At 49.3% G+C, this 25,625-nt stretch carries 26 protein-coding genes; 10 read left to right on the top strand and 16 right to left on the bottom strand.

Annotation, left to right across the window (positions count from 1 at the left end):
• The 5 genes from HUX64_RS13990 to HUX64_RS13970 form a co-directional block, all read right to left on the bottom strand.
• Nucleotides 1-866: MBL fold metallo-hydrolase (locus HUX64_RS13990; RefSeq protein WP_174626837.1), on the bottom strand; the 866-nt coding region annotated here is incomplete at its 3' end.
• 33 nt (nucleotides 867-899) lie between these two features.
• Nucleotides 900-2,846 (bottom strand): bifunctional metallophosphatase/5'-nucleotidase, encoded by a 1,947-nt coding sequence (locus HUX64_RS13985; RefSeq protein WP_174626836.1) that lies wholly within the window; start codon nucleotides 2,844-2,846, stop codon nucleotides 900-902.
• 238 nt (nucleotides 2,847-3,084) lie between these two features.
• The gene (locus tag HUX64_RS13980; RefSeq protein WP_174626835.1) at nucleotides 3,085-3,393 is read right to left on the bottom strand and encodes a hypothetical protein; all 309 of its coding nucleotides are present in this window, start codon (nucleotides 3,391-3,393) and stop codon (nucleotides 3,085-3,087) included.
• Between the two features lie 54 nt (nucleotides 3,394-3,447).
• Entirely contained in the window at nucleotides 3,448-4,500 is a 1,053-nt protein-coding gene (locus HUX64_RS13975) for a cytochrome-c peroxidase (RefSeq protein ID WP_174626834.1), read from the bottom strand.
• Nucleotides 4,501-4,596: 96 nt separating this feature from the next.
• On the bottom strand, nucleotides 4,597-5,205 hold the full coding sequence (locus HUX64_RS13970; RefSeq protein ID WP_174626833.1) for a DUF1264 domain-containing protein: 609 nt from the start codon (nucleotides 5,203-5,205) through the stop codon (nucleotides 4,597-4,599).
• Nucleotides 5,206-5,422: 217 nt separating this feature from the next.
• On the opposite strand from HUX64_RS13970, the gene HUX64_RS13965 reads away from it, so the two are divergent.
• Nucleotides 5,423-6,805 carry a sigma-54 interaction domain-containing protein gene (locus HUX64_RS13965; RefSeq protein ID WP_174626832.1) on the top strand — a complete coding sequence of 461 codons (1,383 nt, stop codon included), beginning with the start codon at nucleotides 5,423-5,425 and terminating at the stop codon, nucleotides 6,803-6,805.
• A 68-nt stretch (nucleotides 6,806-6,873) separates the two neighbouring features.
• On the opposite strand, the gene cydB is transcribed toward HUX64_RS13965, so the two are convergent.
• The 3 genes from cydB to HUX64_RS13950 all read right to left on the bottom strand — a co-directional run bounded on the left by cydB (nucleotide 6,874) and on the right by HUX64_RS13950 (nucleotide 9,951).
• Nucleotides 6,874-7,893 carry a cytochrome d ubiquinol oxidase subunit II gene (gene cydB, locus HUX64_RS13960; protein WP_174626831.1) on the bottom strand — a complete coding sequence of 340 codons (1,020 nt, stop codon included), beginning with the start codon at nucleotides 7,891-7,893 and terminating at the stop codon, nucleotides 6,874-6,876.
• Between the two features lie 3 nt (nucleotides 7,894-7,896).
• On the bottom strand, nucleotides 7,897-9,327 hold the full coding sequence (locus HUX64_RS13955) for a cytochrome ubiquinol oxidase subunit I (protein WP_174626830.1): 1,431 nt from the start codon (nucleotides 9,325-9,327) through the stop codon (nucleotides 7,897-7,899).
• Between the two features lie 243 nt (nucleotides 9,328-9,570).
• Nucleotides 9,571-9,951 (bottom strand): YidH family protein, encoded by a 381-nt coding sequence (locus HUX64_RS13950; RefSeq protein WP_174626829.1) that lies wholly within the window; start codon nucleotides 9,949-9,951, stop codon nucleotides 9,571-9,573.
• A 369-nt stretch (nucleotides 9,952-10,320) separates the two neighbouring features.
• On the opposite strand from HUX64_RS13950, the gene sodC reads away from it, so the two are divergent.
• On the top strand, nucleotides 10,321-10,845 hold the full coding sequence (gene sodC, locus HUX64_RS13945) for a superoxide dismutase family protein (RefSeq protein ID WP_174626828.1): 525 nt from the start codon (nucleotides 10,321-10,323) through the stop codon (nucleotides 10,843-10,845).
• A gap of 387 nt (nucleotides 10,846-11,232) precedes the next feature.
• Here the strand turns inward: sodC and HUX64_RS13940 are convergent, their stop codons facing one another.
• A complete protein-coding gene (locus HUX64_RS13940; RefSeq protein ID WP_174626827.1) occupies nucleotides 11,233-11,766 on the bottom strand; it encodes a hypothetical protein in 534 nt (177 codons plus the stop codon).
• Nucleotides 11,767-12,061: 295 nt separating this feature from the next.
• On the opposite strand from HUX64_RS13940, the gene HUX64_RS13935 reads away from it, so the two are divergent.
• Nucleotides 12,062-12,427, top strand: a complete 366-nt coding sequence (locus HUX64_RS13935; RefSeq protein WP_174626826.1) for a cupin domain-containing protein — start codon at nucleotides 12,062-12,064, stop codon at nucleotides 12,425-12,427.
• A gap of 216 nt (nucleotides 12,428-12,643) precedes the next feature.
• Here HUX64_RS13935 and HUX64_RS13930 read toward each other — a convergent pair whose 3' ends face one another.
• The 5 genes from HUX64_RS13930 to purB form a co-directional block, all read right to left on the bottom strand.
• Complete coding sequence (locus tag HUX64_RS13930; RefSeq protein WP_174626825.1) at nucleotides 12,644-12,997, bottom strand: SPW repeat domain-containing protein; 354 nt, start codon at nucleotides 12,995-12,997, stop codon at nucleotides 12,644-12,646.
• 116 nt (nucleotides 12,998-13,113) lie between these two features.
• A complete protein-coding gene (locus tag HUX64_RS13925) occupies nucleotides 13,114-13,803 on the bottom strand; it encodes a Crp/Fnr family transcriptional regulator (protein ID WP_174626824.1) in 690 nt (229 codons plus the stop codon).
• A gap of 18 nt (nucleotides 13,804-13,821) precedes the next feature.
• Nucleotides 13,822-15,150: a tRNA (N(6)-L-threonylcarbamoyladenosine(37)-C(2))-methylthiotransferase MtaB gene (gene mtaB, locus HUX64_RS13920; protein WP_174626823.1), complete on the bottom strand. Its 1,329-nt coding sequence runs from the start codon at nucleotides 15,148-15,150 to the stop codon at nucleotides 13,822-13,824.
• A 3-nt stretch (nucleotides 15,151-15,153) separates the two neighbouring features.
• Nucleotides 15,154-16,383 carry a nucleoside recognition domain-containing protein gene (locus tag HUX64_RS13915; RefSeq protein ID WP_174626822.1) on the bottom strand — a complete coding sequence of 410 codons (1,230 nt, stop codon included), beginning with the start codon at nucleotides 16,381-16,383 and terminating at the stop codon, nucleotides 15,154-15,156.
• Nucleotides 16,384-16,650: 267 nt separating this feature from the next.
• Nucleotides 16,651-18,039, bottom strand: a complete 1,389-nt coding sequence (purB, locus tag HUX64_RS13910; RefSeq protein ID WP_174626821.1) for an adenylosuccinate lyase — start codon at nucleotides 18,037-18,039, stop codon at nucleotides 16,651-16,653.
• Between the two features lie 266 nt (nucleotides 18,040-18,305).
• Between purB and HUX64_RS13905 the strand changes: the two genes are divergently transcribed.
• Both HUX64_RS13905 and HUX64_RS13900 read left to right on the top strand, forming a co-directional pair.
• Nucleotides 18,306-18,962, top strand: coding sequence for a pyridoxamine 5'-phosphate oxidase family protein (locus tag HUX64_RS13905; protein WP_174626820.1), 657 nt, complete (start codon nucleotides 18,306-18,308; stop codon nucleotides 18,960-18,962).
• A gap of 438 nt (nucleotides 18,963-19,400) precedes the next feature.
• On the top strand, nucleotides 19,401-20,684 hold the full coding sequence (locus HUX64_RS13900; RefSeq protein ID WP_174626819.1) for a DEAD/DEAH box helicase: 1,284 nt from the start codon (nucleotides 19,401-19,403) through the stop codon (nucleotides 20,682-20,684).
• A 382-nt stretch (nucleotides 20,685-21,066) separates the two neighbouring features.
• On the opposite strand, the gene HUX64_RS13895 is transcribed toward HUX64_RS13900, so the two are convergent.
• The gene (locus HUX64_RS13895; RefSeq protein ID WP_174626818.1) at nucleotides 21,067-21,525 is read right to left on the bottom strand and encodes a tetratricopeptide repeat protein; all 459 of its coding nucleotides are present in this window, start codon (nucleotides 21,523-21,525) and stop codon (nucleotides 21,067-21,069) included.
• A 362-nt stretch (nucleotides 21,526-21,887) separates the two neighbouring features.
• On the opposite strand from HUX64_RS13895, the gene HUX64_RS20150 reads away from it, so the two are divergent.
• From HUX64_RS20150 to HUX64_RS13875, 5 genes are all read left to right on the top strand, one after another.
• Nucleotides 21,888-22,331 (top strand): pilin, encoded by a 444-nt coding sequence (locus HUX64_RS20150; protein WP_174626838.1) that lies wholly within the window; start codon nucleotides 21,888-21,890, stop codon nucleotides 22,329-22,331.
• Between the two features lie 163 nt (nucleotides 22,332-22,494).
• Nucleotides 22,495-22,701 (top strand): hypothetical protein, encoded by a 207-nt coding sequence (locus HUX64_RS13885; protein WP_174626817.1) that lies wholly within the window; start codon nucleotides 22,495-22,497, stop codon nucleotides 22,699-22,701.
• A 310-nt stretch (nucleotides 22,702-23,011) separates the two neighbouring features.
• Nucleotides 23,012-23,167 carry a hypothetical protein gene (locus tag HUX64_RS13880; RefSeq protein ID WP_174626816.1) on the top strand — a complete coding sequence of 52 codons (156 nt, stop codon included), beginning with the start codon at nucleotides 23,012-23,014 and terminating at the stop codon, nucleotides 23,165-23,167.
• 1 nt (nucleotide 23,168) lies between these two features.
• Nucleotides 23,169-23,300: a hypothetical protein gene (locus HUX64_RS20145; protein WP_281355338.1), complete on the top strand. Its 132-nt coding sequence runs from the start codon at nucleotides 23,169-23,171 to the stop codon at nucleotides 23,298-23,300.
• Nucleotides 23,301-23,460: 160 nt separating this feature from the next.
• Nucleotides 23,461-23,733 carry a coiled-coil domain-containing protein gene (locus HUX64_RS13875; RefSeq protein WP_174626815.1) on the top strand — a complete coding sequence of 91 codons (273 nt, stop codon included), beginning with the start codon at nucleotides 23,461-23,463 and terminating at the stop codon, nucleotides 23,731-23,733.
• Here HUX64_RS13875 and HUX64_RS13870 read toward each other — a convergent pair.
• Complete coding sequence (locus HUX64_RS13870) at nucleotides 23,704-25,371, bottom strand: ABC transporter ATP-binding protein (protein ID WP_174626814.1); 1,668 nt, start codon at nucleotides 25,369-25,371, stop codon at nucleotides 23,704-23,706. The genes HUX64_RS13875 and HUX64_RS13870 overlap by 30 nt on opposite strands.
• Nucleotides 25,372-25,625 lie beyond the last annotated feature (254 nt).

The raw sequence follows: 25,625 nt of genomic DNA, 5'->3' as shown, positions 1-25,625 counted from the left end.
TCGCTTTCTTCGCGGACATCAACAACAACGATATTGCCTTCCTCCAGCAGTTGCCTGGCTGTAGCGGCATTGACTTCGGTAATGTGCTGTTTGGCTTCGGCTACCAGGTCTTGAACGCTGAGTTCATTGCGCACAGGGCGCGCCGTTTCTTTAACAGCCACAGCATCCTGGCGTTCATCTTCTTCCAGGCCGCAACGCCGGTTTGCAGGCACTGCTTCATCGATTAGTCTGGGTTTGGGTAAATTCAGCTTGTTCATGAGTTCGATGAACTGCTCGCGGGACTTTCCCGCCAAACGCGGATTGGTCGTGCGCTCCTGTTTGATAGTGCTCACCCAGTGCTGCTGGTAGTCATGGCCGGGATAAACCAGGGTTTCATCGGGCAAGGTAAACAGCCGCCGGGTAATGCTGTTATACTGTGCGCTTGCATCCCCGCCCTGAAAATCGGTGCGCCCGCAGCCGCCGATAAATAAAGAATCACCGGTGAACACACGATCACGCCATAAAAACGAAAGACTGCCGCGGGTATGGCCGGGCGTGGCAATGACTTTTATCTGTTCGCCGCCGGCAAATTCCAGCACATCGCCATCCTGAAGCTGAATGTCCGCCGTCTCGGCCCCGCATAGCCGGCTTACACCGGTGGCGGAGCCCAGGCGTTGACGCAGCAGCCCGCTTGCCGTGATGTGGTCGGCATGCACATGCGTTTCTAGGGAATATTTCAAGTGCACGCCCAGCTCTTCCAGCAGGGCGATATAGTCATTAACATGGGTGTTGACAGGATCAATCAGAACCGCCTCTTTACTGGCCGGGTCGGCATGCAAATAGGTATAAGTCCAGGTGGCGTCGTCAAATAATTGTTTGAATATCATGGTATCTCTCCGATTATTGTGGGAATAATTGATTTAATTGGGTATCACGCCTTTCAATGGCTGAATTTCCGGGTTATTGAAAGCGGCGGCAGGCAAAGGATAGCGCAGATTAATGCGGTGGCCCGGCGGATTTGCTGTCATTTCAGGCAGCGTTTTCAGATAGCGCACGACAATTTCACTGACATCCAGCGGCTGGCCGTGTTCATCTTTTACCACCTCAATAGCACCGGCTGATGCGGCGCATGATCCGCAGTTGTTGATGGTCGCGGGGTCATCGGCATACCAGTAGCCGGCCACGGAATACGGCGCCGACGGCTTATGCGGCGCCTGGTATTTGCCTTCATCTTCAGGATCGATGGCCTTGCCGCCAATTTTAATATTGGAGCCTTTATAGCCATAAGGCGCATACACATCGAGATCAAAGGTGACGTTGCTGTAACCGAACATCCAGCCGCCGGTCCACAGCCCCGGTATGGCAGAGAACGAGCCGCGGGTCGAGTTCTCGATTTGCTTTTTGAGCTGGGCGCCAAAGATCGGATAAGCTTTGGCAACGCGCGCGCCTATCGGCAAATAGTGGTAAATATCGGCCATAGTAACCGGCCCCGGTTTAACATGGGTGCCATAGCGAAAGCCGCGAATGGTTGCAAAATCCGAACCGGCCGCCCAGCGCATCGCATCGGCAATCAAATCGTGGGAACTGCCCTCGATAACGCCGGGGCTCCCTGTTTTGCTGTCAATAAAGTTTGAGCGGTGCAGAGCGACTGCCGTATAGCCTACCACCGTATCTACCGGCCGCCGCAAGGTGCTGGCGTTGCCGCCGATAGTCACCGTCTGACCCGCCACAAAAGTGCCGCTTATAAAAGGCGCGCGAACTTCTGCAACCTTGCGGGCTACCGCCGCATTTTCTTCGATTGCGTCTGTGATAATGTGCGGCGTCCATGTCCAGCTCAGTTTGCCGTCTCCGGGCAGTTTATGACCTTTTTTGAGCTTCATGTGAATTTCGCCCAGCATCGTGCCATCCTGCCCTTCTTCCACCAGTACCGTGCCGGTTTTAAGAACGACGGGTTTGATGGTGCGCTCGTGCATGTCTGCATTCAGAATGAAATCAATGCCCCGATAGCGGGAAGCCAGATCAATGGTTCTGGCCAGCTCAAGTTCGGAGATCATCACAATAAGGTCAACCTGCTCGACATTTCGCAGTTTGTTGATGTAGTAAGGCAGCTCGTTTTCACCATCCGTATAGACAAAACCCTTGGTGACAGCCGGGCCGACCGCGCGAATCGCGCGTGCCGTAGTCATGCCCAGAATGCCGACTTTAACGCCGTTGACTGTTTTCACGAGATAAGGCGGCAGGGGACGCTGACCCGCCAGCTTGGAATAAGGCGTAGTGGAGTCAGTCGACGGGAAGTCGATAAAGCCCGGCGCGCCGGTCGTTTTTTTGTCCACGCCAAGCGCCGGGCGATCCGATTTGCCGGCTTTGTCAGAAACCTGGCCGGGGCAAAGGGGTTCGGCTATGCCGGGACAGACATAATACAGATTTGCCGCAACGGTCTTCGTATGCAGCAGCGGCGGCCTGCCGGAAGAGCCGGCGAAAGTTTCCAGGAAGCGCTGCGGGCCATAAAGATAGTCCCAGTTGCCCGGTTCATTAAAGTCGGGTTTCAGCAGGTTCATGACATCGATCAGCGCCTGCCCGCGTGTGAACAGGGTTTCGGCCGAGCCTTGCAGGGTATCGCCGGTGTTGAAATAAAGGGTGGTTCCGGGGTGGGCTTTGCGGATGCGGCTGATGACTGTCGCCATGCGCGCAAGGCCGCCTTCCATATGCCCTGTGCTGTCACTGCGGACATTCTGCCTGGGCACAAGATGGCCGTGAATATCGCCGGAATGAATCAGGGTAAGCTCGCCGCTGCCGGCAAGAGCCGCCCCGGAAATCATCAATCCGGAGAATACCGTTAATTTTTTTATCAAATTGCCTTTTATCACTATACGCCTGTAAATATCGGGTTTTTACTGATCATTGTTAAATGCTATGTCAATTTATATAAAGCTAAAACCGTCTGCCCTTGGCAATCTGTAAAATCGCCCGCGCCAAGTGTTCCCGTATCTGCCGGGATGGCGATGGGGCGCTGTAATCAAGCAGACTTTATCCCTGGATTGACATTGACACTACTGGTACGGAGTTTTAAATTAATGTCCGGTGATCAAGTCACATTGACGATAATTATTCCCGATTGAAAAGCATAAAGACTAGGATTATCCCGATCATGACAGCCGGTATTACGAAAAAGCTGACCTGAGACTCTTCCACATTTTCAGTGCCTTTGCGAAATAGGGGGTCTTTGGCTTCGTCATAGGACTCCTCTTTTTTCACGGTAAAAGGATGCGGCCAATCTAGCTTGCTATCAAAGCCAATGCCGCGGGTAAAATTTAGCTCGCTGAAATCGCTGTTGGAATCGGCAAAAACTTCACTCATTGGAACGCTTCCCAACACCAGAATGATGCTCAAGATTAAAATTAATTGTTTTGTCATGTTATCTCCGGGCTAACTGGCAAAGTTAACAGAGGGTCTTAAATAAAAGCCAAACTATTTGGGCGGCTGTTGACTGGTTAATGCTTTCATAAAGGCCGCTAAATCGGCTTTTTCCTGCTGCGTAAGATGCAAGGGGAAAATCTTGGCGTCAATATAGCGGATTTTATCGCCGCCCTTGTCATAATGTTCGATAACCTCTTCCAGCGTTTTCATGCTGCCATCGTGCATATAAGGCGCGGTTAACGCAATATTCCGCAGACTCGGCGTCTTGAATTTACCCAGATCGCCAGGTATTCTAGTAACATTAAAACGTCCCAGTTCAGAACGCTGCGCATTGGTTAACGCTAAATCATCCGGATTTTTGCCTGCCGCCAGCGCTTCTAAAACCGTCGTTAAGCGTTTAAAACCCACGCCAATATTATAAAAACGGTTGTCGGTAAATAAAGCTTTATTCCAGGATATTTCATGGCAGACCAGACAATTTCCCTTACGCTTGAAAATCCTTAAACCCCGCTCGGCGCTCTCCGATATGGCCGATTGATCCATGCCAAAATAATAGCGGTCAAAAGGTGAGTTGCCTGAAATCAAGGTTCGTTCATAACTGGCAATGGCTTTGACGACATGATTAATGCTTATTGCCTCCCTCGGAACATGAAACACTTTATTGATTCGCTTCAGGTAATCCGCATCCTTCCGTATGACGTCGACAATGGCCTGGTGACTGGTCAGGCCGTGTTCAATCGGATTGATAAAAGGGCCTAAGGCCTGCTCTTCCAGGCTGTTTGCCCGTCCATCAAAAAACGGCGTTTGATAAAAAGCCGCATTAATCACCGTTGGCGCATTGCGGGCGCCGGCTTGTCCATTTAGCCCTTTGGCTACCGGCCTGCCATCGGTAAAGGCTTTATCGGCTTGATGGCAGCTGGCGCAGCTCACTGAGCCATTCGCGCTAAAACGTTTATCATTAAACAACCTGCGTCCCAAGGCTGCTTTTTCTGAAGTTTGCGGATTATCGGACGGAATCGTTAACGGAGGCAGGCCCAGGTTAGTGTCCGCTAATGCGTTGCTTGAAAAAATCAGTCCCAGCAATAAGATTGAAAAAAACCGCATAAAGCACCTTAAAAAAAGCCAGCGGAGGCTGTGGAATCCTTTATTCCGCTGACCGGCAAAGCTGTGCACTTTTAAATACACAGTAAGGAGGACTTTTTAATCCTGTTCAGGCATGTCTTGCACAATCACTACGTAAGGCTCGCCTATAGGATATTTATTTTCGGGTTTCTGGAAATAAATCACTTTTCCATAGGTTTCGCGCACAGCAGGCAAGATTTTAGCGGCTTCTTCCTGGCTCAGATCGGGAAACGACGCGTGCGCTCTGGCAAGTTCGGTTTTGTGATAGTGCCAGTAATGTTTTTCTGCTTCCGGCAGCGTATTGTATTGCGCAGTGGTGATGATGTATTCGAAACCGATCGGTTTGTCCTGATCTTTCATGCCGGAATGAAACATCAAACAGACCAGGGCGCCATCGTCATAGGCTTTACAGTGGTGATGCACAGCGACTTGCAATTTGGGGTCATGGATACTGGGGGTATCGGGGATAAGATGCCTGATAGCCTGTATGTGCAAGTCGTTAAAACCTAAATGATCAGGGTGTTCTATTTGATGCGGGTTTAAGGTTTCATCGTATAGCTTAGACTGTCCGGCAACGGCAGCCATTGCGTGTCCGTGTTCAGCCTCGGCCGTTGTAGTTGTTGCTGTAGTTGCACAACCTGCTGTTAAAGATAACAAGCCGCTTATAAGTAACATTTTCGATTTCATCTGATCCTCCTTAGGATAATTATTGTATTTATATTTATGAAAGCCAGATCTTTGTAACTTCCACAACATGACTAGAGCCAAAACCATGCCAAGAGACATAAATATTTTTAAGTTACTGAATATTAATGAAATTATTAATGCTTAATATTATTTGCTTTAGTTTTGTTGTTTCATATAAAGTATCAATATGACCAGTAAATGAAACATTGAGACAGGTATGAAACAAACAGCTTTATTTTCCGAAAATAACTTTAACTGGCTCGCGCAATTCGACAGTGCAACGCTTTTGGCCAAAATGCTCGAGCTTTGTGATTCAGCGGCTGTTTATAGTGTCAATAAAGATCAGGAAATCCTTTATTGGAATAGGGGCATGGAAAAATTATCCGGATTACGGAGAGAAGATGTAGTGGGAAAATCCTGCCGGCAGGAATATGTGATGACTGAGGCAAGTAGCAATCAGGAGCAGCTGATAAAAATAGGCCGGACTGACGGGAGTAAAATCGAGGTAAAAAAAGTTATTCAGGTTTTACCTGATAAGGAAGGCGCTTTTGCCGGTGGTATAGGCTGGCTGAGAATTTTATCTGAACCGGCAGCAAATGATCTGTTACCAAAAGTTTCAGTCGAGATTAATAAACCGGCTATGGGCAGCCGGAATTTTCACGGCCTGTTAAGCCGTGCGCCGGCCATGAGAGACGTTTTTCAGATTATTGAAAATGCCGCGGAAACAGAAGCTAATGTGCTGGTAAGGGGAGAAAGCGGAGCCGGCAAGGAGTTGGTCGCAAAAGCAATCCATACTCTTAGCGCCAGGCATAACGCGCCTTTTCTGGCTATAAATTGCGCGGCCTTATCGGCCAACCTGCTGGAAAGTGAATTGTTCGGTCATGTGCGCGGCGCTTTTACCGGGGCGGTCAAAGATCATAAAGGACTGTTTCAGCGTGCGCAGGGCGGAACCTTATTCCTGGATGAAGTAGCTGAACTTCCGCTTGAATTACAGGCTAAACTGCTCAGGGTGATACAGGAAAGAAACTATATTCCGGTGGGCGGCGACCGGTCGATTGATGCCGATGTCCGCATAGTCGCCGCGACGCATCGCTCATTAAGGGAAGAAGTAAAAAGCGGGCATTTCCGGGAAGATTTAATGTACCGGTTACGGGTCGTCCCGATTTTTATCCCGCCATTAAGGGAACGCCGGGAAGATATTGGTTTATTGATATGGCATTTTATCTCTCGGCATAATGCCGAAAATTTCAGAAAAATTGAAAAGATTGAGCCGCAGGCCATGCGGATTTTGCTGGATTATCCATGGCCTGGCAATATCAGGGAACTGCATAATGTTGTGGAATATGCCTTTGCAGTAGGGCGAGGTCCGACCTTGCGCTTGTCTGAATTGCCCCCTGAGTTTAGGGAAACGCGTCCAACTGCTGACCAACCCTTGCAATCCACATCCTCCAGGCAAGCATCGCCGCTATCTACAGAACAAGAAACCGCTGCAATACGGCTGGCGCTGGAGCAAAGCAATGGAAAGGTAACGTCAGCTGCAAGTTCGCTGGGCATGAGCCGGGCCACTTTCTGGCGCAAACGCAAGCTGTATGGGATCTGAGATTTATATGGGCTTTATTGCCAACAGGATGTTTCCTTATTGTTTTAATGACTCCCCTTCAGACAGAGTCAGGAGCCGGAAGGGTATCCTTGTTCTTCCCGCACCTTGCCGCGAAAAACCGCGTATTGATAAGCGTTGTAACCGAGCATTAGCGGAATCAGCATGCCAATGCCGGTCAGCATGAAGACCAGCGTTTTAGGGGAGGCGGCTGCCTCGCCGAGCGTTACGGTCGTAGGAATAATGTAGGGATAGAGACTGACTGCAAGACCGGTGAAGGAAAACAGGAAGATGCCTAGACTCCAGAAAAAGGGCGCCCGCTCCTGGCGCTTTTGAAGACTTCGCATCAGCATCAGAAAAGAGCAAAAAGCGCCAGCCGGAAGCAGGGCGATGTAAAAGAAATTCGGCCAGACAAACCAGCGCTCCGCCACATAGGCATGCCGCAGCGGCGTCCAGATCGAGATGCCCGCGGCTGCGAGCAGCATCAGGCTAGCCGCAATTTTGGCATAGCGGTAATTAAGCTTCTGGATTTCGCCCTCGGTCTTAATAATGAGATAGGCGGCGCCCAATAACGCATAGCCGAACACGGCGCCTGCCGCTACCAGCAGCGAGAAGGGCGTGAGCCAGTCCCAGACATGCCCTGCATAACTTCGGCCATGCATCGGAATGCCGCTGATAAATCCGCCCAGGATAAGACCCTGAGCCAGCGTGGACAGGAGGCTTCCGAGGCCGAAAGCCACATTCCACGGCCTTTTATTGTCGGCATTCTCACGAAACCCGAAGGCCATGCCGCGGAAGATCAGGCCAAAAATCATCAACAGCAGCGGCAGATAAAACGCCTGCAGCATTACTCCGTAGGCCAGAGGAAAAGCGCCAAACAGCATGCCGCCGAGGATGACCAGCCAGGTTTCGTTGGCATCCCAGATATAGCCCAGGCTGGCCATCATAATGCCGCGGCTGCGCTCGTCCCTGGCGAACAGCGACAGCATGCCGACGCCCAGATCGAAGCCGTCCAGCACCACGTAAAGCACCAGCACCAGCCCGAGCAGAAAGTACCAGATATTGGCGAGAAACATTTGAAGATCCTGCATGGCTCAGTCCCCTCCCAATGGCTGCCGGTCTTCGAGGGCAGGGCCTGCGCCTGCCGGAGAAGGGGAATGCTGTTCAGGAGCCGGCAAAGGACTGGTCAAATCCGGCCCCTGCCTGATAATGCGTCTGACGAAGAATAGATAGCCGAACAGCAGCAACCCATAGATAAGCGTGTAACCTGCGAGTGAAGTCATGACCACGCCTGCCGGCAGTGACGTGGCGGCATCTTCGGTTCGCATCATTCCATAGACTACCCAGGGCTGGCGTCCTACTTCACGGGTGATCCAGCCTGACTCGACGGCAATGTAGCCCAATGGCGCCGAGCCTACCCAGGCCCACAATAAATGACGCTGACGGTCAATATGCGCTAAAGTCAAAGGTTTCCGGATGAATACCCATGCGCTCCATAACATCAGGAATGCCAGCAAAAATCCTATAATGATCATTACCCGGAACGCATAAAACGGCAGCGCCACCGGCGGCTGATTTTCCCTGGGAATATCGCGAAGCCCCGTAACCTTGCCGGTGAGCGAGCGGGTGGTTAAAAGACTCAGCCCATACGGGATTTCAATGGCCCACGTGTTAGCCTGTTTTTCCGGATCGGGCCAGGCGAGCGCCACCCACGGGGCGCCTTGGCCCGGCAGGTTGGTCTGCCAGTGCGCTTCCATGGCTGCGAGTTTGGCAGGCTGATGCCTGGCTACCACAGCGCCGGATAGATCGCCCAGGACAATCTGCAGGGGAGCAATTACAATGACGCTGAGCAATGCCAGCCGGAATGAGATCAGATAAAATTCGCGGCAACGGTTTTTTAGCAGATGCCAGGCGCTAATGCCGCCGATAAGGAATAATGTAGTCTCAACGCTCGCCACCCACATATGGGTTATTGACGTGAAGGCGCTGGGATTGAAAATCGCGGCCGAGTAACTGTCTACGACCAGCCGTCCGTGCTCAAGATGCACGCCGTCGGGCGTTTGCATCCAGGCATTCGCCGCCATGATCCAGAATGCCGACAGCGAAGCTCCAAATGCCACCATGGCGGTAGAGAACAAATGCACGCCGGGCGCGACCCGGTCCCAGCCGAACAGCATGATTCCCAGAAAGCCGGCTTCCAGCATAAAGGCCATGGCCGCTTCAAAACCCAGAATATTACCGAAAAAATCGCCATTCTGTATAGAAAAAGGCGCCCAATTGGTACCGAACTGGAACTCCAGCGGTATGCCCGTTACTACGCCAATGCCGAAGTTGAGCAAAAACAGACGGCTCCAGAACCGGGCCTGGCGGTAGTAAACTTCTCTGCCGGTCTTGAACCAGAAGATTTCAATAATCAGCAAAAACAGGCTGAGGCCGATCGAGAGCACCGGCCAGATAATATGAATGATAGTAGTCAGCGCGAACTGCAGACGCGACAGCAACAGGGAATCCAGGAAAAAGTCCATCGTACCTCCTTTCACCGGCCGCGGCGTTGCTGCCTTGGCTAATGACGTTTGCTAAGAGTTACTACGAAAACAAGCTGTAAACAGCCGGCGGCAGCTATAACTGCAAGCCCTTTTTATAGAGAATCAGTACTTTTGAACCAGCTAAACTGAAGATAAGCGAATTGAACTATCCGGATTTTTGCTTTAAAGTCAAGCTTATTTATCTTCCCTGGCTTGCCTCTCCGCGTTGCTATAGTTTTATATTCAAGTAGTTTTCACGAGATAAACGATCAGCAATATGCTGACTAAAAAAATACATGCTGTAAGCACTGTAATGAGCAAGGATGAGGAAGCGTAGTAGCCTGCCCGTAATTGCTTTTCAATTTTCTTATAGCGGATATAAGCCAAAATAACTGTAACAGTGCCCATGCCTACCAATACAATTCCCACAATTTCTGAATAACTCCGGTTCGGAGTTATATTGGTTTTATGCAGCAGCAGGGCTATTTGTTTAACGAATAATGAAAATTTTACGACTACGAAGCCAAAAGCCATAATGCCTATGCTGGTGCGTACCCAAGCCAGAAAAGTGCGGTCATTGGCTAAATGGTCGGTTGGATTGCCTGGCTTTTTAATGTCCTGCATTTAAACAAAATGGGCTTATTGTCGATAGGGAAGATCAAGGTAAAGAAGCCTGCCTGCTATCGGATCCGTCCGTTAAGATAGTATAACTTTCCGGTTCGTGTGAGGGCTTTTGAATGCAAGCCTGTGCCGGATTTTAAAAATCGCTGCCAGCATGAACTCTGGGGAGTAAACTTCATCCGGTCAATGTCAGGGCATTTCTTCAATTCGAGTCACAAAATATTATGTAACACCTGCATTGCGAGCATTATTTCTTTTAAATCATTAGCTCTTGTTGTTAAATCATAATGAATGGTATAAAGACCGGAAACAAGAGCAAGCCTTGTTAACAATAATACTAATAAAATAATTTTAACCAGCGAAGGAGAATTTATGCAACCACGATTCACTATGCTTTTGGCTGAGGCCGCACTGTTTCTGTATGGAACAGCACAGGCAGATATTGCCGTACAAATGGCCACGGTGGATGAAAAAGGCATTGGGAAACCGATTGGCCAGATCGTCATTAGCGCCACTCCCTATGGCCTCGTATTCAGCCCTGCGCTTGCAGGGCTTCCGCAAGGGCTGCATGGTTTCCATGTCCATGAAAGTCCGGCTTGCGAGGCCAGGGAAAAAGACGGCAAAAGGGTGCCTGCCCTGGCGGCAGGAGGGCATTTTGATCCGGGGGCAAGCAAGCTCCACAGTCTGCCCTGGGGTGCGGGGCATCTGGGTGATGTGCCGGCGCTATTCGTGGATGTCAAGGGTGAGGCAAATACTCCTGTATTGGCGCCCCGGCTTAAAATTACTGATGTAAAAGGCCGCTCCTTAATGGTTCATGCAGGCGGCGATAACTATGCTGACGAGCCTGCGCCCTTGGGCGGAGGCGGAGCAAGAATAGCCTGCGGCATTATTCAGTAATTCGGCCGGGCAAGCGCCGGTCCGTATGGATTAAAGCTGACAGAACAAATGGATATTTTTTAAAGGGAGTGAAGACGGCGTTAACTCAGGTTCATAAAGTCCGGCTGCAGGACTGTGGTCCGGGGAAATTTTTGCAAGGGCGGGGGTTTTTTACTTATTGAATTTTAGGAGCGCAGCCGAGTAAGGCTCCTTTACGATCCTGAATAACTTGATTGAGTTAAGGGTTTTTACCTCACTCAGCCCGGAAGGCAGATATTCTGCCCGGGTTTTCGCTAATACCAGGCCGGAAATTATGCATAAATTTCCGGTTTCCCCGCCTCCACCAAGCCTGCCAGGCTTAAATAATCCTGGCGGACTTGTAAGGACAAGTTTAAACAGTCCCGAATATTATATTCGTTTAAGCTTTGTCAAAGGATTATAAAAATAATCATCTATGGCCACTAGCTTAACCTCCGGATGTTTGGTGCTCATGACGGTTTTAATAATATTTTCCAATTCTGCCCGGGCATAAATCAGTATTAAATAGTTCCCGGCTTGTATTTCTTCATGGAAGACGGCGATTTTTTTATTCTCGCTGCGAATGCCTATGAAACCCCCTTCCCAGGCGCCAAATAATGTCATTACGCCGATAATTGCGTAAGAGACAATGGTCGGCGTGTCCGGGGCCAACAGCTTGAGAAAATTACCTATCCACACTACCAGCAAGCCGGCAATAAAGCCTGTGATGGCTCCAATTACGCCGTAGCGCAGAAGATTTAATTGTTCAAAATAATTACTGGAGCGTAGCTTCTCTTTTTTAATGCCTCCTTCGTCTTTACTTAAAATGTGTATCAACCAGTCGTTAACGCCGGCCTCATGTAAATCCTCAGCAATGTGACCGGTGCTATCGAGCGTAGAGGTGAGGTAATACATACATTTCATCGAAATTCTCCTGTTGAATGATGGCTAATGATCTGCATTTTAAATACATGAATTGATATTATTATAATGATTACTCGCCAATTTCAGTTTCAGTAAATTTTTACAGATCAGACAGTCCATATTACTTTTTTAGCAATCAAATGACAAAATACTTTAGCTGTAAACAGCTTTTCCTTTAACAGAATGAAGAATTGAGCGCAGTTCGGGAACAATGCGAAGCCCAGGCAGGAGCTTAAGGGATTGACGGTATTAAGCCTTGGGCGTCGAATTTTCAACTGGAAAGACCACACACCTTATGCAAGCCCGGATTTTGAAAATCAACGAAGCCGATGAATATTACTTTGAGGAAGGCTGTTTTATTCTGGAGCTGTCCAATTCTCCGGCCGATCCTGAGGTATCAATCGCCAGGGCGCGGGTTAAGCCCGGTGTGACCACTAAACTGCACCGTTTAAAAGGCGTTGTCGAAAGATATGTGATTATTGCGGGCACGGCGGACGTTGAAATCGCCGGCTTGGAACCGCATTCCATTCAGCCAGGCGATGTCGTAATTATTCCGCCTCTGTGTGCGCAGCGAATCACCAATACCGGCTCGGAAGATTTAGTCTTTTTAGCGATTTGCAGCTCCCGCTTTACCAAAAACAGCTATGAGAATATAGAATAATTTGTAATGGGCAAGGGGGACTCCTTCGCTAAGGATAAGCCCTGGCTCATTGAGCAGAAATACCGCATTAGCCACTAAGCGGTATGATTGTCTATGGTTTTTCTTTAGCAAGCTTATCGGCCTATCTTAAAAAACAAAAAGCCATGAATACCCTCTCTACTGGAAATTCAGGCAAGGAATAGTTAAAACAGAATTATCGAATAGCGATATGGTTTTTTACGAGGTCGTTTTTTTGTAGTCGGTGAAAACGCCCGCTAAAATAATAATGATGCCGATCAAAATATAAAAATTTCGAGCGACGGCCACATCGGCGAAGCCTAAAATAAAAGGCGATACCACAAGCAATGGCCCGACCACACGCTCAATCCAGCCATGCAGGGGGAATGGCAGTATTTTGGCCACGCCGGAGGGGAAATCAGTGCCAATTGTAACCAACAGATGGATGATCGCTAACGCATAGGCAAGCATTGCGGGCAGCCCGCTTAAGCCGAATAGCGTGGGAGCCAGTAAAAATATCACGACGGTAGCAAAATCAAGATAGCCGTGGGTAGTGGAGGAGATAATTTTCATGTTATTGTTCCTTCTGTTCAAGGTTCACCACAATGATCACCTGCGTCCAAGCTTAATGGAAGATTATCAATAATGTGTGTTAGCTGGAAAACACAAACTGCTCTGATGGAGGATTTTTACTCCTGTTTACCGGAAGTTGAAAACAAAATATCGTTAACGCAAATGAGTTCTCGCGTGTACTCAAGTATTCCGCGGCTGCGAAGATCATTCATAATGGTGCTGACCGCCGGGCGACTGGCGCCGACTAAATCCGCCAGCTCCTGCTGGGTCAGATGAATTTCCAGGGCATATCCGTGAGCACACCGGATGCCAAACATTTCCGCCAGTTCTTTTAACATCGCTATAATCCGGCTCTCTACCGGCTGGGCGAGAATATTGAGCAGTTTGCGTTCGGCCTGTTGCCTTCGTATGGATTGCGTTGCGAACACCTGCCATGACAAGTCCGGTTGATGAGATATCAAGGCTTTAAAATCATGATATTCGAGACGAAAGAGAGTGGCCTCGCCTACAGCTTGCGCTGTTTCTTCCATTAGCGAAGAAGCTCCAGCCGCCGGCAAGCTGCCGGTAATATCTCCGCTTTGAAGGAGGGCAACGATCAACTCGTTGCCCTGTTCTGTGATATGAGAAAGTTTAATAATCCCTGTGTTTATCCAGAAAACATGGGAGCATGAATGGCCTTGACGGTAAAGAAATCCCTTGTCAGGGATATTAATTTTTTGAAGGGACGGATAATTTTTTCGCCACTTTTCCAGCTTGTCTTCCGTAAATACACTGGATAAGTGGATTTTTATACAATGTTTTTGCATGAATTGCCCTATTTTAATTTATGAGGATAAGGCATTGATTTTATCTGCGTTCATCGTCCTGTCTGCAATCGTCGCAACCATAAAATCTTCCCCTGCCGCCGTCAGTTTCGCTTTGAGAGTCTGATTTTCAACCGATTCCTCATTAGCTAGCGCACAAGTGACACGAAGATAATTCGGCGTATAACCAAAAACCAGCTTTTTGCCTTCCGAGCAGGGTTCATTGTAGCCTTCCCATAATACCGGAAACTCATTGCCTACATTATCCCGGCAAAACTTCAGTTTCATTTCATGAGCCAGTTCATGCAGCTTCCGGCTGCGCTGTTTTTTGATGTCATTGCCTAGCTGATTGGGCAGGGTTGCGGCTTTTGTGCCTTCCCGTCCGGAATAAGTAAAGATATGGATGTGACCAAAACCGGTTTGCTTGATGAAATCAAGGCTTTCCTGCCATTCCTGTTCGGTTTCGCCGGGAAAGCCGACAATAATATCGGTGGTGATATTAAAATGCGGTATTTGCCTGCGTAACCGGCTGACGATGGCGTCGAACTCTCCGGTTCTGCAACGCCGCGCCATCCGGCGCAGTACCGAATCCGAGCCGCTTTGTAAAGGCAGGTGCAAATGCGGCATCAGGCGGGAATTCCGGAACAGCTCAAAAAAATCTTCTGAAAATTCCCAGGGTTCCAGCGAGCCCAGTCTGAGCCGCGGGATATCAGTATGCGCCAGTACGGCTTTAATCAGGTCGGGCAGATTAAAGCCGAGATCGCTGCCGTAGCCGCCCAAATGGACGCCGGTCAGTATGACTTCATTAATGCCTTGCCGGTGCAGCGTATTGATTTCATCAATAATCGCCTGCATGGGGCGGCTAGTTTCCTCGCCGCGCGCCACCGTGACAATACAAAATGTGCAGCGGTAGCGGCAGCCGTCCTGCACTTTAACAAAGGCGCGCTGCCTGCCGCGCGTGAACAGGGAGAATTCACCCGGTTCGGCGGACATCGCAGGCATGGAATCCATGTCCAGCTCAGTCAGGGTTTTTTCTACCAGCCGGTCTTTATCCTTGTTGCTGACAATCAGGTCAACGCCCATTAGCCGGGCGGCTTCCTCCTGATTCAAGGTGGCATAACAGCCGCTAATGACCAGTCTGGCTTGCGGATTATCCCGGTGCGTGCGGCGGATGAGCCGGCGCGATTTGGCGGCGGCATCCCGGGTTACCGCGCAGGAATTAATAACAATCAGATTGGCGGTCTCGGCCTGGCGGGTTATCTGATGCCCGTATTTTTGAAACGCCTGCGCCCAGGTTTCAAGTTCCGCTTCATTAAGGCGGCAACCCAGGGTTTTAAGGTGAACTTTCATTACTTATCCAAAGAACCAGTAGCCGACAAGAATGGCGGCGATTATGCCGCCAAAGTCGGCTATTATCCCACAGGCGGCAGCATGGCGAATATTTTTGATGCCTACGGCGCCAAAGTAAATGGCCAGCACATAAAAGGTGGTTTCGGTGCTGCCTTGCACAATGGAAGCCAGACGCCCTGCAAAGGAATCAGCGCCATGCGTCTTCATGGTATCGATCATCATGGCTCGGGCGCCGCTGCCGCTGAAAGGCTTGATCAAGGCAGTAGGCAGGGCATCGATAAAGCGGTCATCGAGCCTGAAAAAATGCACGACGGCGCGCGCCAGATCGGCAAGCAGATCCAGAGCGCCGCTGGCCCTGAATACCCCGATGGCAACCAGCATCGCAACCAGATAAGGTATGATGGTAACCGCCGTATGAAAGCCTTCCCTGGCGCCTTCAATAAAGGCGTCGTAGGCATTGATGCCCTTGTAAACAGCGCCGAAAATAAAGGCGATGACTAGCGAGAACAAAATAATATTGCTGACGGCGGCCGATTGCTCAAGCATTTGCTGTTGAGTCAGGCCTGAAAAGTACGCCAGAATGCTGCCTACCATCAGGGTAAAGCCGCCAACATAGGCCATGACGACTTTGTCGAGCAGGTTGATCTTCTGGACGAAAGCGACGGCCAGCAACCCTGTCAATGTCGACATATAGGTGGCGATTAAAATCGGGATGAATACGTCAGTCGGATTGGCCGCGCCTAACTGGGCGCGATAAGTAAAAATGGTTACTGGAAACAGGGTCACACCCGAGGTGTTGATAACCAGAAACAGAATTTGCGCATTGCTCGCGGTTTCAGGATTCGGATTCAGCGTTTGCAGTTCCTTCATGGCTTTAATGCCTAAGGGCGTCGCGGCATTGTCCAATCCCAAGGCATTGGCCGATATATTCATGACGATGGCGCCCAAGGCCGGATGGCCTTTGGGCACATCGGGCATCAGCCGGCTGAACAAGGGCGTAAGGCTTTGCGTTAATAACTGGATAAATCCGCTCAGTTCGCCAATACGCATGATCCCCAGCCACAATGCCAGGATGCCGGTCAAGCCCAGCGATATTTCAAATGCTGATTTTGACAGGCTGAACATGGCCTCCATGAGATGAGCAAAAACCTGCTGGTCATGGAGAAATATCAGTTTAAATAAAGCAGTGAAAAAAGCGGCGAGAAAAAAGCTGATCCAGATGATATTTAGCACGAGGCACGATTGAATAAATAAAAGTGCGAATATTCTAGTGCAATTGTCCTGTTTTGAAATAAAAAAGGCTGTGCCTGAAACGGCACAGCCTGCGAGCCGATGATCAACTCAGTTTTTACGAGGAGGCGTGGCTAACTTCAATAAATTAATCACGTGATAAAGTATAGTTAAAGCAGCATTATTTGCTGTGAATTAAACCATAGGGAAATTGTTAAATTTTTAACTATTCATAGGAATGAAGCGACTTTTTAAGGGTATGGATTAAATTCAAACTTCAGATTGCTGAATCGCTACAATTTCCTTGGCCAGTTTTTCAGCATAACCTGTGTACGTGCGCGGCGTTAATTTCAGCAAAGCGGCTTTGGCTTCGGCGGGGATTTCGAGCTTTTCAATAAAAGCCTGCATTTTTTCGGCAGTAATGCGCTGGCCTCTGGTGAGCTCCTTTAGTTTCTCATACGGTTTTTCGATGCCGTAACGGCGCATGACGGTTTGAACGGGTTCGGCCAGCACTTCCCAATTGACATTGAGGTCGGCTTCTATGGCTTCAGTATTAATCTGTAACTTGGAAAGTCCCTTTAAACTTGCCTGTATCGCTATGCTGGTATGAGCAATGCCGACGCCGATATTTCTGAGCACGGTCGAGTCCGTTAAATCGCGCTGCCAGCGGGAAACGGGCAGTTTTTCGGCCAAAAATGAAAACAGGGCATTGGCAAGACCCAGATTGCCTTCAGAATTTTCAAAATCGATAGGATTGACTTTATGCGGCATGGTTGACGAGCCGATTTCACCAGCAACGGTTTTCTGGCGGAAATAGCCCAACGAAATATATCCCCAGATATCGCGGTTAAAATCCAGCAGGATGGTATTAAAGCGCGACAGCGCATGAAAATATTCGGCAATATAATCGTGCGGCTCGATCTGAATCGTGTAAGGATTCCATTGCAAGCCTAAAGACTCAACAAAGTTTTCGGCAAATTCAGCCCAGTCAACATCAGGATAAGCAATGCAATGGGCATTATAATTGCCTACCGCGCCGTTTATTTTACCGAGGAGCCGCACAGCTTCCAGCTGACCCTTCTGGCGCAGCATGCGTGCAGCTACATTGGCGAACTCCTTGCCGGCGGTCGTGGGCGTAGCTGACTGGCCGTGCGTGCGCGACAGCATGGGCTGGGCGGCGGTTGCGAGGGCGATTTGACTGATTGCGGTTATGCAATCGGTGATTTGCGCCAGAATGACCTCGCGGCCTTCCTTGAGCATCAGCGCATAAGACAGGTTATTGATGTCTTCGGAGGTACAGGCAAAATGAATGAATTCGCTGACCTGTTCCAGTTCCGCGTTGCCTGCGATTTTTTCTTTCAGGAAATATTCAACCGCTTTTACATCGTGATTGGTGGTTTTTTCAATGTCTTTCACGCGCCGGGCGTCGGTTTCTGAAAAATCGCTGATAATGCCGTTTAATAACTTATTTGCAGACTCGCTGAACAGGCGGACTTCACTTATCTGCGGATGACTAGCCAGCGCCTGCAGCCAGCGCACTTCGACCTGCACCCGAAAGCGAATCAGGCCGTATTCGCTGAAAACAGGCCGCAGTTCCTTAACTTTATCGGCATAACGGCCGTCAATAGGAGAAATGGCGGTCAGGGCAAAATTAGTCATGATTTACTCGGGTATTTTTATAAAAATTTATTGATAACAAAGAAGGAGGCGGGCTGAGTCAGTCCGCAATGATGAGCTTTTTCTTATCTCAAAAAAATCTTGAGCCCTAAGGCTAAAATTGTTCAGGGTTCCAAACCCTCAAGTGCCGCCACTGTAGCACGATATTTATTTTTCCTTCAAGCCGCTCCCGGTAATAGCGGTATAATGAAATTTATGTCAAGGGCCGGTTTTTTGGTTTTCGGCAATTATTAACTTCCGGAGGAGCAATGAGCGAAATATATGGAGACCAGCATTTTGCCATGCAGGATGTATTTGATACGCGAAACATGGCTCAGCGAGTAGATGAGAGCATTGTGCTGGCGGAAATTTCTGACGAGCATAAGGATTTTATACAGAGCCGTGATATGTTTTTTCTGACCACCATCGACCACCGCGGCTTTCCCACCTGTTCCTATAAAGGAGGGAAACCCGGTTTCGTGAAAATAGTAGACAGCAAAACCATCGCTTTTCCCAGTTACGATGGCAACGGCATGTATCTTTCGCTGGGCAATATTACCGCCAACAACAAGGTCGGCCTATTATTCATTGATTTTGAGACGCCGCATCGTATGCGGGTTCACGGGACTGCCTCTATTGATCGTATAGATCCTTTAACGAGCGATTTTCATGGCGCCGAGCTGATCGTGCGCGTTAAAGTCACTGAAATCTTTGTTAACTGCCCGCGTTATATCCACAAATACCAGCGCATGAAAACATCAACATACGTGCCTGAAGCCGGACTTCAACCGCCGCCGCCGCAATGGAAACGCATCGATGCCTTGCAGGATGCGCTGCCGGAACGCGATAAAAGCATTGCCGAGCTATTGGGAGGCACGATCACGCCGGAACAATACAGTCTTATGGTCAGGAAGGGCGAAGCCTGAATTTAACGAATTTCAGCGGCTTTAAAAGCTGCCTGATACTTGCAAGCATCAGCCAAATCGAAACGATGAGAAGCTATCAAAGGCCATGAGCGCCGTCACTCCAACAGGGATTGCTGGAGTCCAGACTGCACGGATGTGAATTTAAAGATCGCTCCACCGATAGCTTAGGTCCCTGTGCTGCGCACATCCAAATTCGCTCCCGGCGAATGAGTCCGCTATGACGGCTACTCAAAGAGTTGACAATCTGGCTGAAAGTTATACGCAATCAGGAAAAGATAAAGCCAAAACTGGAGTAACATGGCGGCGCAGGCAGGCTGGAATTGTAAGGTCTGCCGCTTTCCAGGTAATTGTTTTAAAAACAATTAACTGCAGGTCTTCAAAATTCCCATTCCCATGATCCTTCCATGCTGAACAGATTTATTTTACCAGAGGTTTTTAATGTCTTTTGACCAGCTCGGTTTAACCGAAGAACTCCTTAAAGCCGTAACGGAACAGGGTTATATCACTCCCACGCCGGTGCAGCAAAAGGCCATTCCGCTTATTCTTGAAGGACGGGATGTGCTGGCCGGCGCACAGACCGGCACCGGGAAAACCGCCGGCTTCACCTTGCCTTTACTGCAGCGCCTGGCGGCAAATAGAGATGCGCATCAAAAGCCGCGCAAAATCCGTGCGCTTATCCTGACGCCGACGCGGGAACTGGCGGCTCAGGTGTATGAAAGCGTGAAAACCTACGGCAAGCATCTGCCTTTGTCCGCGCAAGCGATTGTCGGCGGGGCCAGTATCAATGTCCAGATACGCAGCCTTCGAAAAGGCTGTGATATTGTCGTGGCGACGCCCGGCCGCTTGATCGATCATGTGCTGCAAAAAAACCTCGAGTTGTCCACGGTAGAGATACTGGTGCTCGATGAGGCGGATCGCATGCTCGATATGGGCTTTATGCCGGATATTCAAAAGATTATTGCGCTGATACCCAAAAAGCGGCAAAGCCTGCTGTTTTCGGCTACTTTTTCCAATGCAATAAAAACCCTGGCAAGGCAATTATTGCACAACCCGGCCGAGGTTGAGGCCGCCAAACAAAACGCTACGGCTGATAATGTAACTGAAAAGGTCTATGGCATTCATCGTGAATACAAGCGCGAACTGCTGTCTTACCTGATTGGCAGCGGCAACTGGCGGCAGGTGCTGGTTTTTGTCAGAACCAAACACGGCGCTGATCGATTGGGCGCGCAACTGATTGAGGACGGCATCCGTACCGGCGTGCTGCATGGCGATAAAACCCAGGGCGCCCGGAACAAGGCCCTGGAGTATTTCAAGACCGGCAAGGTGGCCGTGCTGGTCGCTACCGATATTGCCGCGCGCGGGCTGGATATTGACGATTTGCCGCATGTGGTCAATTTTGATTTGCCTTATGTAGCAGAGGATTATATCCACCGCATCGGCCGCACCGGCCGCGCCGGGCTAAATGGCGAAGCTTTATCTCTGGTTTGCCCGGAAGAAGCGTATTTGCTGGCGGCTATTGAAAAACTGCTGAAACGGTCAATTCCCCGCGTTGCCGATACCGGCTACGAGCAGGTTTCCTTGAAAGTTTTCGATGCTCCCAAAAAGCATGCGCCCGATAAAAATACCGGTAAAAAGGATTACCGGCAAACTAAAAAAGCGCCCAGACGCGGGGCCAAACCGGCTAACAGCAGGCGGACTCATGCAAAAAAGGCGGGTAAATAACCAGTACTCAGTCGCTTTTATTTTGTCGAGTACTATTTAACACGCCGCTCGCCCTGAGCCCTTCGGTTATACTCAGGAGAGCCTTGTCGAAGTGCTTGTGTTCATGGTTCGACAAGGATCTCCTGAGCTTAGTTGAAGGATCTGTGTTCATGGTTCGACGAGCTCACCACGAACGGATTTTAAAAATCGTTACCTGGCATAACTAAATTGACTGAGTACCAGTTAAAGGCGGACAGTGGAAAAAACAGGGATTGCCGGAGCACAGATGCTGACAGTTTGCACTCATGAGAACGATAAGCTGCCCGCGAAAAGACCTTGAGGCGGGCAAAACCGCCTGCCCGCCCTGCTTACTACATATCAGGCTTATTGCGCCCGCAGCTTCTCAAGCGGGATGTATCGACGCCATTTGAGCTATCGCTATCGAATGACCCATCGAAGCCGCTTTGGCAATCCACATAATGGCCAGATTATTGTCTTTAGGTCTGCCTTTCCCCTGCAAATAGCAATCGCCCAGCAACTGCATCGCATCGGAGACGTTTTGCCCGGCGGCCAGTTCCAGCCAATGCACGGCAGTTTTGGATTGTTCGTTTTCCAAAAACAGCAAGCCCAGGTCATTTTGCGCGTCCGGATCGCCGCTGTCGGCGCTTTTAATCAGTTCAATATCGTCCGGGTTCAGAGCAAAAGGGATGTCGGCTTGAATTGACTCGAAGCAGACCGTCTGCTTGCCGCTGTCCTCATCGCCGCCTTTATTTTTTAACAGGCCGGCAGCGAGGCGGCGGCGGATCGTGCGGGTGCTGCACTGGGTTAAGGAGGCGGCGGTTTGAATAGTAATCTGCGGCATGTTATTCCCCGGCGGTGAAATTAAAGGCCTGGCCTGATTTTGTCCGGCATTGTTGCTGTGTCAGCGTTTTTTAAGGACATTTTTCAGAGTGTCACAGTTTTTTGATGACACGTCCTTTTCATTGGCCGGGCTCGACTTTAAAAGCATAGCTAAAATTGGCCCGCTTACCATACAGGCATCCCCGGTCGGACGCGTTATAAAAGCTATTGGCTTGATTTAACGGCAATTTTTAAGCCGCCATAAAAATAATTTAACGACTGGCAAGAGTATTGGCATTGGCTTTGCTTTGTCCTGTGTGTAATTAACATTCCCACTCAAATAAAGGAAAAAACACCATGAAAAATCAAATGATGAAAACTCCAATGCAAAAAGCACAGCAAGGTTTTACGTTAATCGAATTAATGATCGTTGTGGCGATCATCGGTATCTTGGCCGCGATTGCGATTCCGGCTTATCAGGATTATGTTACTAAAGCTAGGGTTCAAGAAGCTGTGAGTCTGGCTAGCCCAGCAATGACAGCAATGGGTGTAGCATGCAGCGAAGGCACCCTCAGTAGCGCAGATAATGCAAAACTTGGTTTAGGCACAAATACAGACATTAAAGGTACATACACAAAGTCAGTCACTGCTGCAGGCTCATCTGATACAGCAGGTACTGTAACGATTGCGATGCAAAAAATTGGCTCAGCTATTGCGGCTGATGAGACGATTATATACAAGGCTTTATGCAATGCCGATTCAGGTACATCTTGGTCAGTTGACGCAGCAGCAAGCACTGTTAACGATAAGTACTTGCCTAAGACCTAATCAGAACCTCAATAAAATCCACCGGGTTAAACGCGATTGATCGGACTTGGCGCTTAACGCCGCCTTTGGGCAAAACCCTGGGGCGGTTTTTTATGCGTGAGGATTTAACAGGCTTGGGTTTTCGCTATCGCCAACCCAACAACACTCATGATAAGATTTATTAATGAGTAAACTGGATGAAGTTAAAGAAATATTAAACACATTACGCATAGCAATGAGTATTTCGTTTGGCATACTTGTTGTTACGATAACCGGTCTTGTGGATCGATTGGATAACGGACATGTTGATAGGCTTTTCTGGGCGGGTATAACCTTTTCTGTTTTGATAATAATTGTAATTTTTCAACTTATTTATAAAAATATCCGATAAAACCAAGGAAATAGGAGATTTGTAATGAATACAGGTGCTTTAGCGATAATAATGGTCGGCGCTTTAATTATTGGCTTGTTGTTTTTTGGTGTGTCAAAGCTGTCTGAAGAATAGCTTCGCAGGTCGGGCTTCCTCTTGTCGCAGTCTGCGCTCCTCGCACAGGCAGGCAAGCCGGCATTTCTTAGTTAAATAATACAAAACAAGCGCTGCGTAGGGTGCCCAGCGCCTTTCTGCCCGCCATAGACCCTGCTATAGTCATTGCAGGAAACTAAAATTCGATCGTGAAGTCAGAAAATCAATTGCTGATGAATTGAAAAAGATTTCCAATTATGGCGGCGTCGGATTGGGCTTCATGGGCTATTCAAGCAACAGCCCCATAATTCTGTTGGGTGCGTTTATCTGGTGGATAGTGTGTCAAACCATCTCGCATTTGCTCATGGCTATCCAGGACGAAGAAGGAGAATGAAATGACCATTGAAATTGCTGCACTTTCAGGAATGGGGCTTATTGCTTTATGGGGTGTGATTGCCTTGTTGCTTGCTATCAAATCAGCCAAGATTAATCATAAAATTGATACTGGCGCGATTCATTCTAACTAAAGCCGGGTAGCCCTGTAGGGCGGGCAGCGCCAAGCTGCCCGCCACAATACTTCCTCTTGTCGCAGTCTGCGCGCCTCGCACAGGCAGGCAAGCCGACATTTTATAACCGGCCTTCATCCTTGCTATACTGTAGCCCTGTTAATGGGGCCCGCTTATTGGTATGACGACAATTACCTTTGATACACATAAATTTGTACGTAGACTGGAATCGGCAGGTTTTTCTACCGATCAAGCCGAGGCGGTCGCTGATGCTTTCAGAGACACGTCGGCTGAAGCAGATATTGCCAGTAAACGGGATATTCGCGAGTTAGAGTTAAAAATGGAGTCCCGTTTCGAGCAAGTCAAGGGCGAATTGACTTTAATCAAATGGATGCCGGGTATTATGCTCGGCGGAGTCATGGCGTTAATTCTCAAAGCCTTCTTTCCGGTTTAAGCCATCAATGCTGCAAGGCGGATTCGCCTTCAAAACCGGCACGGCCTCCAACAGTTTCCTGGTGTAGGCGTGTTCAGGTTGTGTCAGCACCTGCCGGGCGCTGCCATGCTCGATAATTTTACCGCGGTACATGACCGCGACCTCATCGGCAATTTCTGCTACCACGGCGATATCATGGGTAATGAACAAATAGCTCACGCCTTTTTCGCGCTGCAATAATTTGAGCAAGTCAATAATCTGCGCCTGGACCGAGACATCGAGCGCGCTGGTGGGTTCATCGCAGACAATCAGTTTGGGATCAACCGCCAGGGCGCGAGCTATGCAGATGCGCTGCCGCTGGCCGCCGGAAAATTCATGCGGGTAGCGCTGTGCTGAATCTTCAGGCAGACCGACCTGCTGTAATAATTGGCTCACTCTTGCCTTGCGGTCAGTCCGGCTGACTTCAGGATGCAAGGCCCGGATGCCTTCGTCAATAATATCCCCGACCAGCATTCTTGGATTCATTGATGAAAACGGATCCTGAAAAACAATCTGGATATCGGCGCGTTTTTGCCGTAATAATTCGCCGCTTAAGCTGTTAAGCTCAACGCCGTCGATTTTAACCTGGCCGCCGCTGGCCGGTATCAGATTTAACAGGCCTTTCCCTAATGTGGTTTTGCCGCAGCCCGACTCGCCGACTAAAGCCAGGGTTCTGCCTTTGGGAATGTCAAAGCTTACGCCATCGACTGCCCTTACATAATCGACAATGCGTTTGAAAATACCTTTTCGAAGCGGATAATAGCAATAAAAATCCTTGACTTGCAGTAAAGGCGGTTTTTCCCGCGCACTGCCATGATTAATCAGGTTCCTGCCCGCACTATCGATGGAAGGCAGCGCATTAAGGAGCTTTCGAGTATAGGTGTGCCGGGGATGATTAAAGAATTCGGCGGTCGCTCCGGTTTCGACAATTTTTCCCCGCTGCATTACCGCGACCCGGTCCGCCAGGGTGGAAACCAGCGCCAGATCATGACTGATCAGCCACAAGGCCATGCCGGTCTGTTCCTGCAGATTTTTCAGCAACCGCAATATTTGCGCCTGAATGGTTACATCCAGAGAGGTGGTAGGTTCATCGGCGATTAACAAGTCCGGCTTGCCGGCCAGCGCTATCGCGATCATTACCCGTTGCCGCTGGCCGCCGGAAAGCTGATGCGGATAATCATTGATTCGCTGCTCAGGCTCCGGAATTTCAACTTGCTGCAGTAATGCGAGCACGCGTTGCCTAAGGCCAGGGCCGGACAAGGAGAAATGGATTTTGATGACTTCTTCGATTTGGCTGCCGATAGTCATTACGGGATTCAATGAAGACATGGGATCCTGAAAAATCATGCCGATGCGTTTGCCGCGGATTTTGCACAGGTCCAGTTCCGACCGGCTTAACAGATTATCACTGCGCAGGCTGATTTTGCCGGCATTGAGCCTCGCGCCGGGGGGCAGTAATCTTAGTACGGATAGCGCCGTGATGGATTTTCCCGAACCCGATTCACCGACCAGGGCAAAGGTTTCGCCCGAATAGACGGCAAAACTGATGTCATCCACGACTTTCTGCTGATGATTAAAGGTGACGCTGAGCTGTTCGATGGAGAGCAGGGGACTGTTCATTGCTTTGGTTTTTTTGGTAAACGCTTTGCTCGTATTTGGCAGGACGCTAAGCTTCAGTAGGCTTCAAAAGTTTCTGTTTTCAAAAAATCCTTCATAAAGCCATTAACATTCCTGATGCGTAGAGGAGTCCATGCCCAGGGTCAGGTTTCAGATTAGTCTGTTTTATCAACTTTTATCAGAATGCGCAACCGGCTTTCATCGGTTTGCCGCCTGCGTGAAAAATGTCCGTCACTGCCGCTTTGACTGTTTTCATC

Source organism: Candidatus Methylobacter favarea, from assembly GCF_902806695.1.
In the GTDB taxonomy this organism is placed as follows: Bacteria; Pseudomonadota; Gammaproteobacteria; order Methylococcales; family Methylomonadaceae; genus Methylobacter_B; species Methylobacter_B favarea.
The sequence above is the reverse complement of the archived record's forward strand: the minus strand, read 5'-3'. Positions and strand labels throughout refer to the sequence as shown.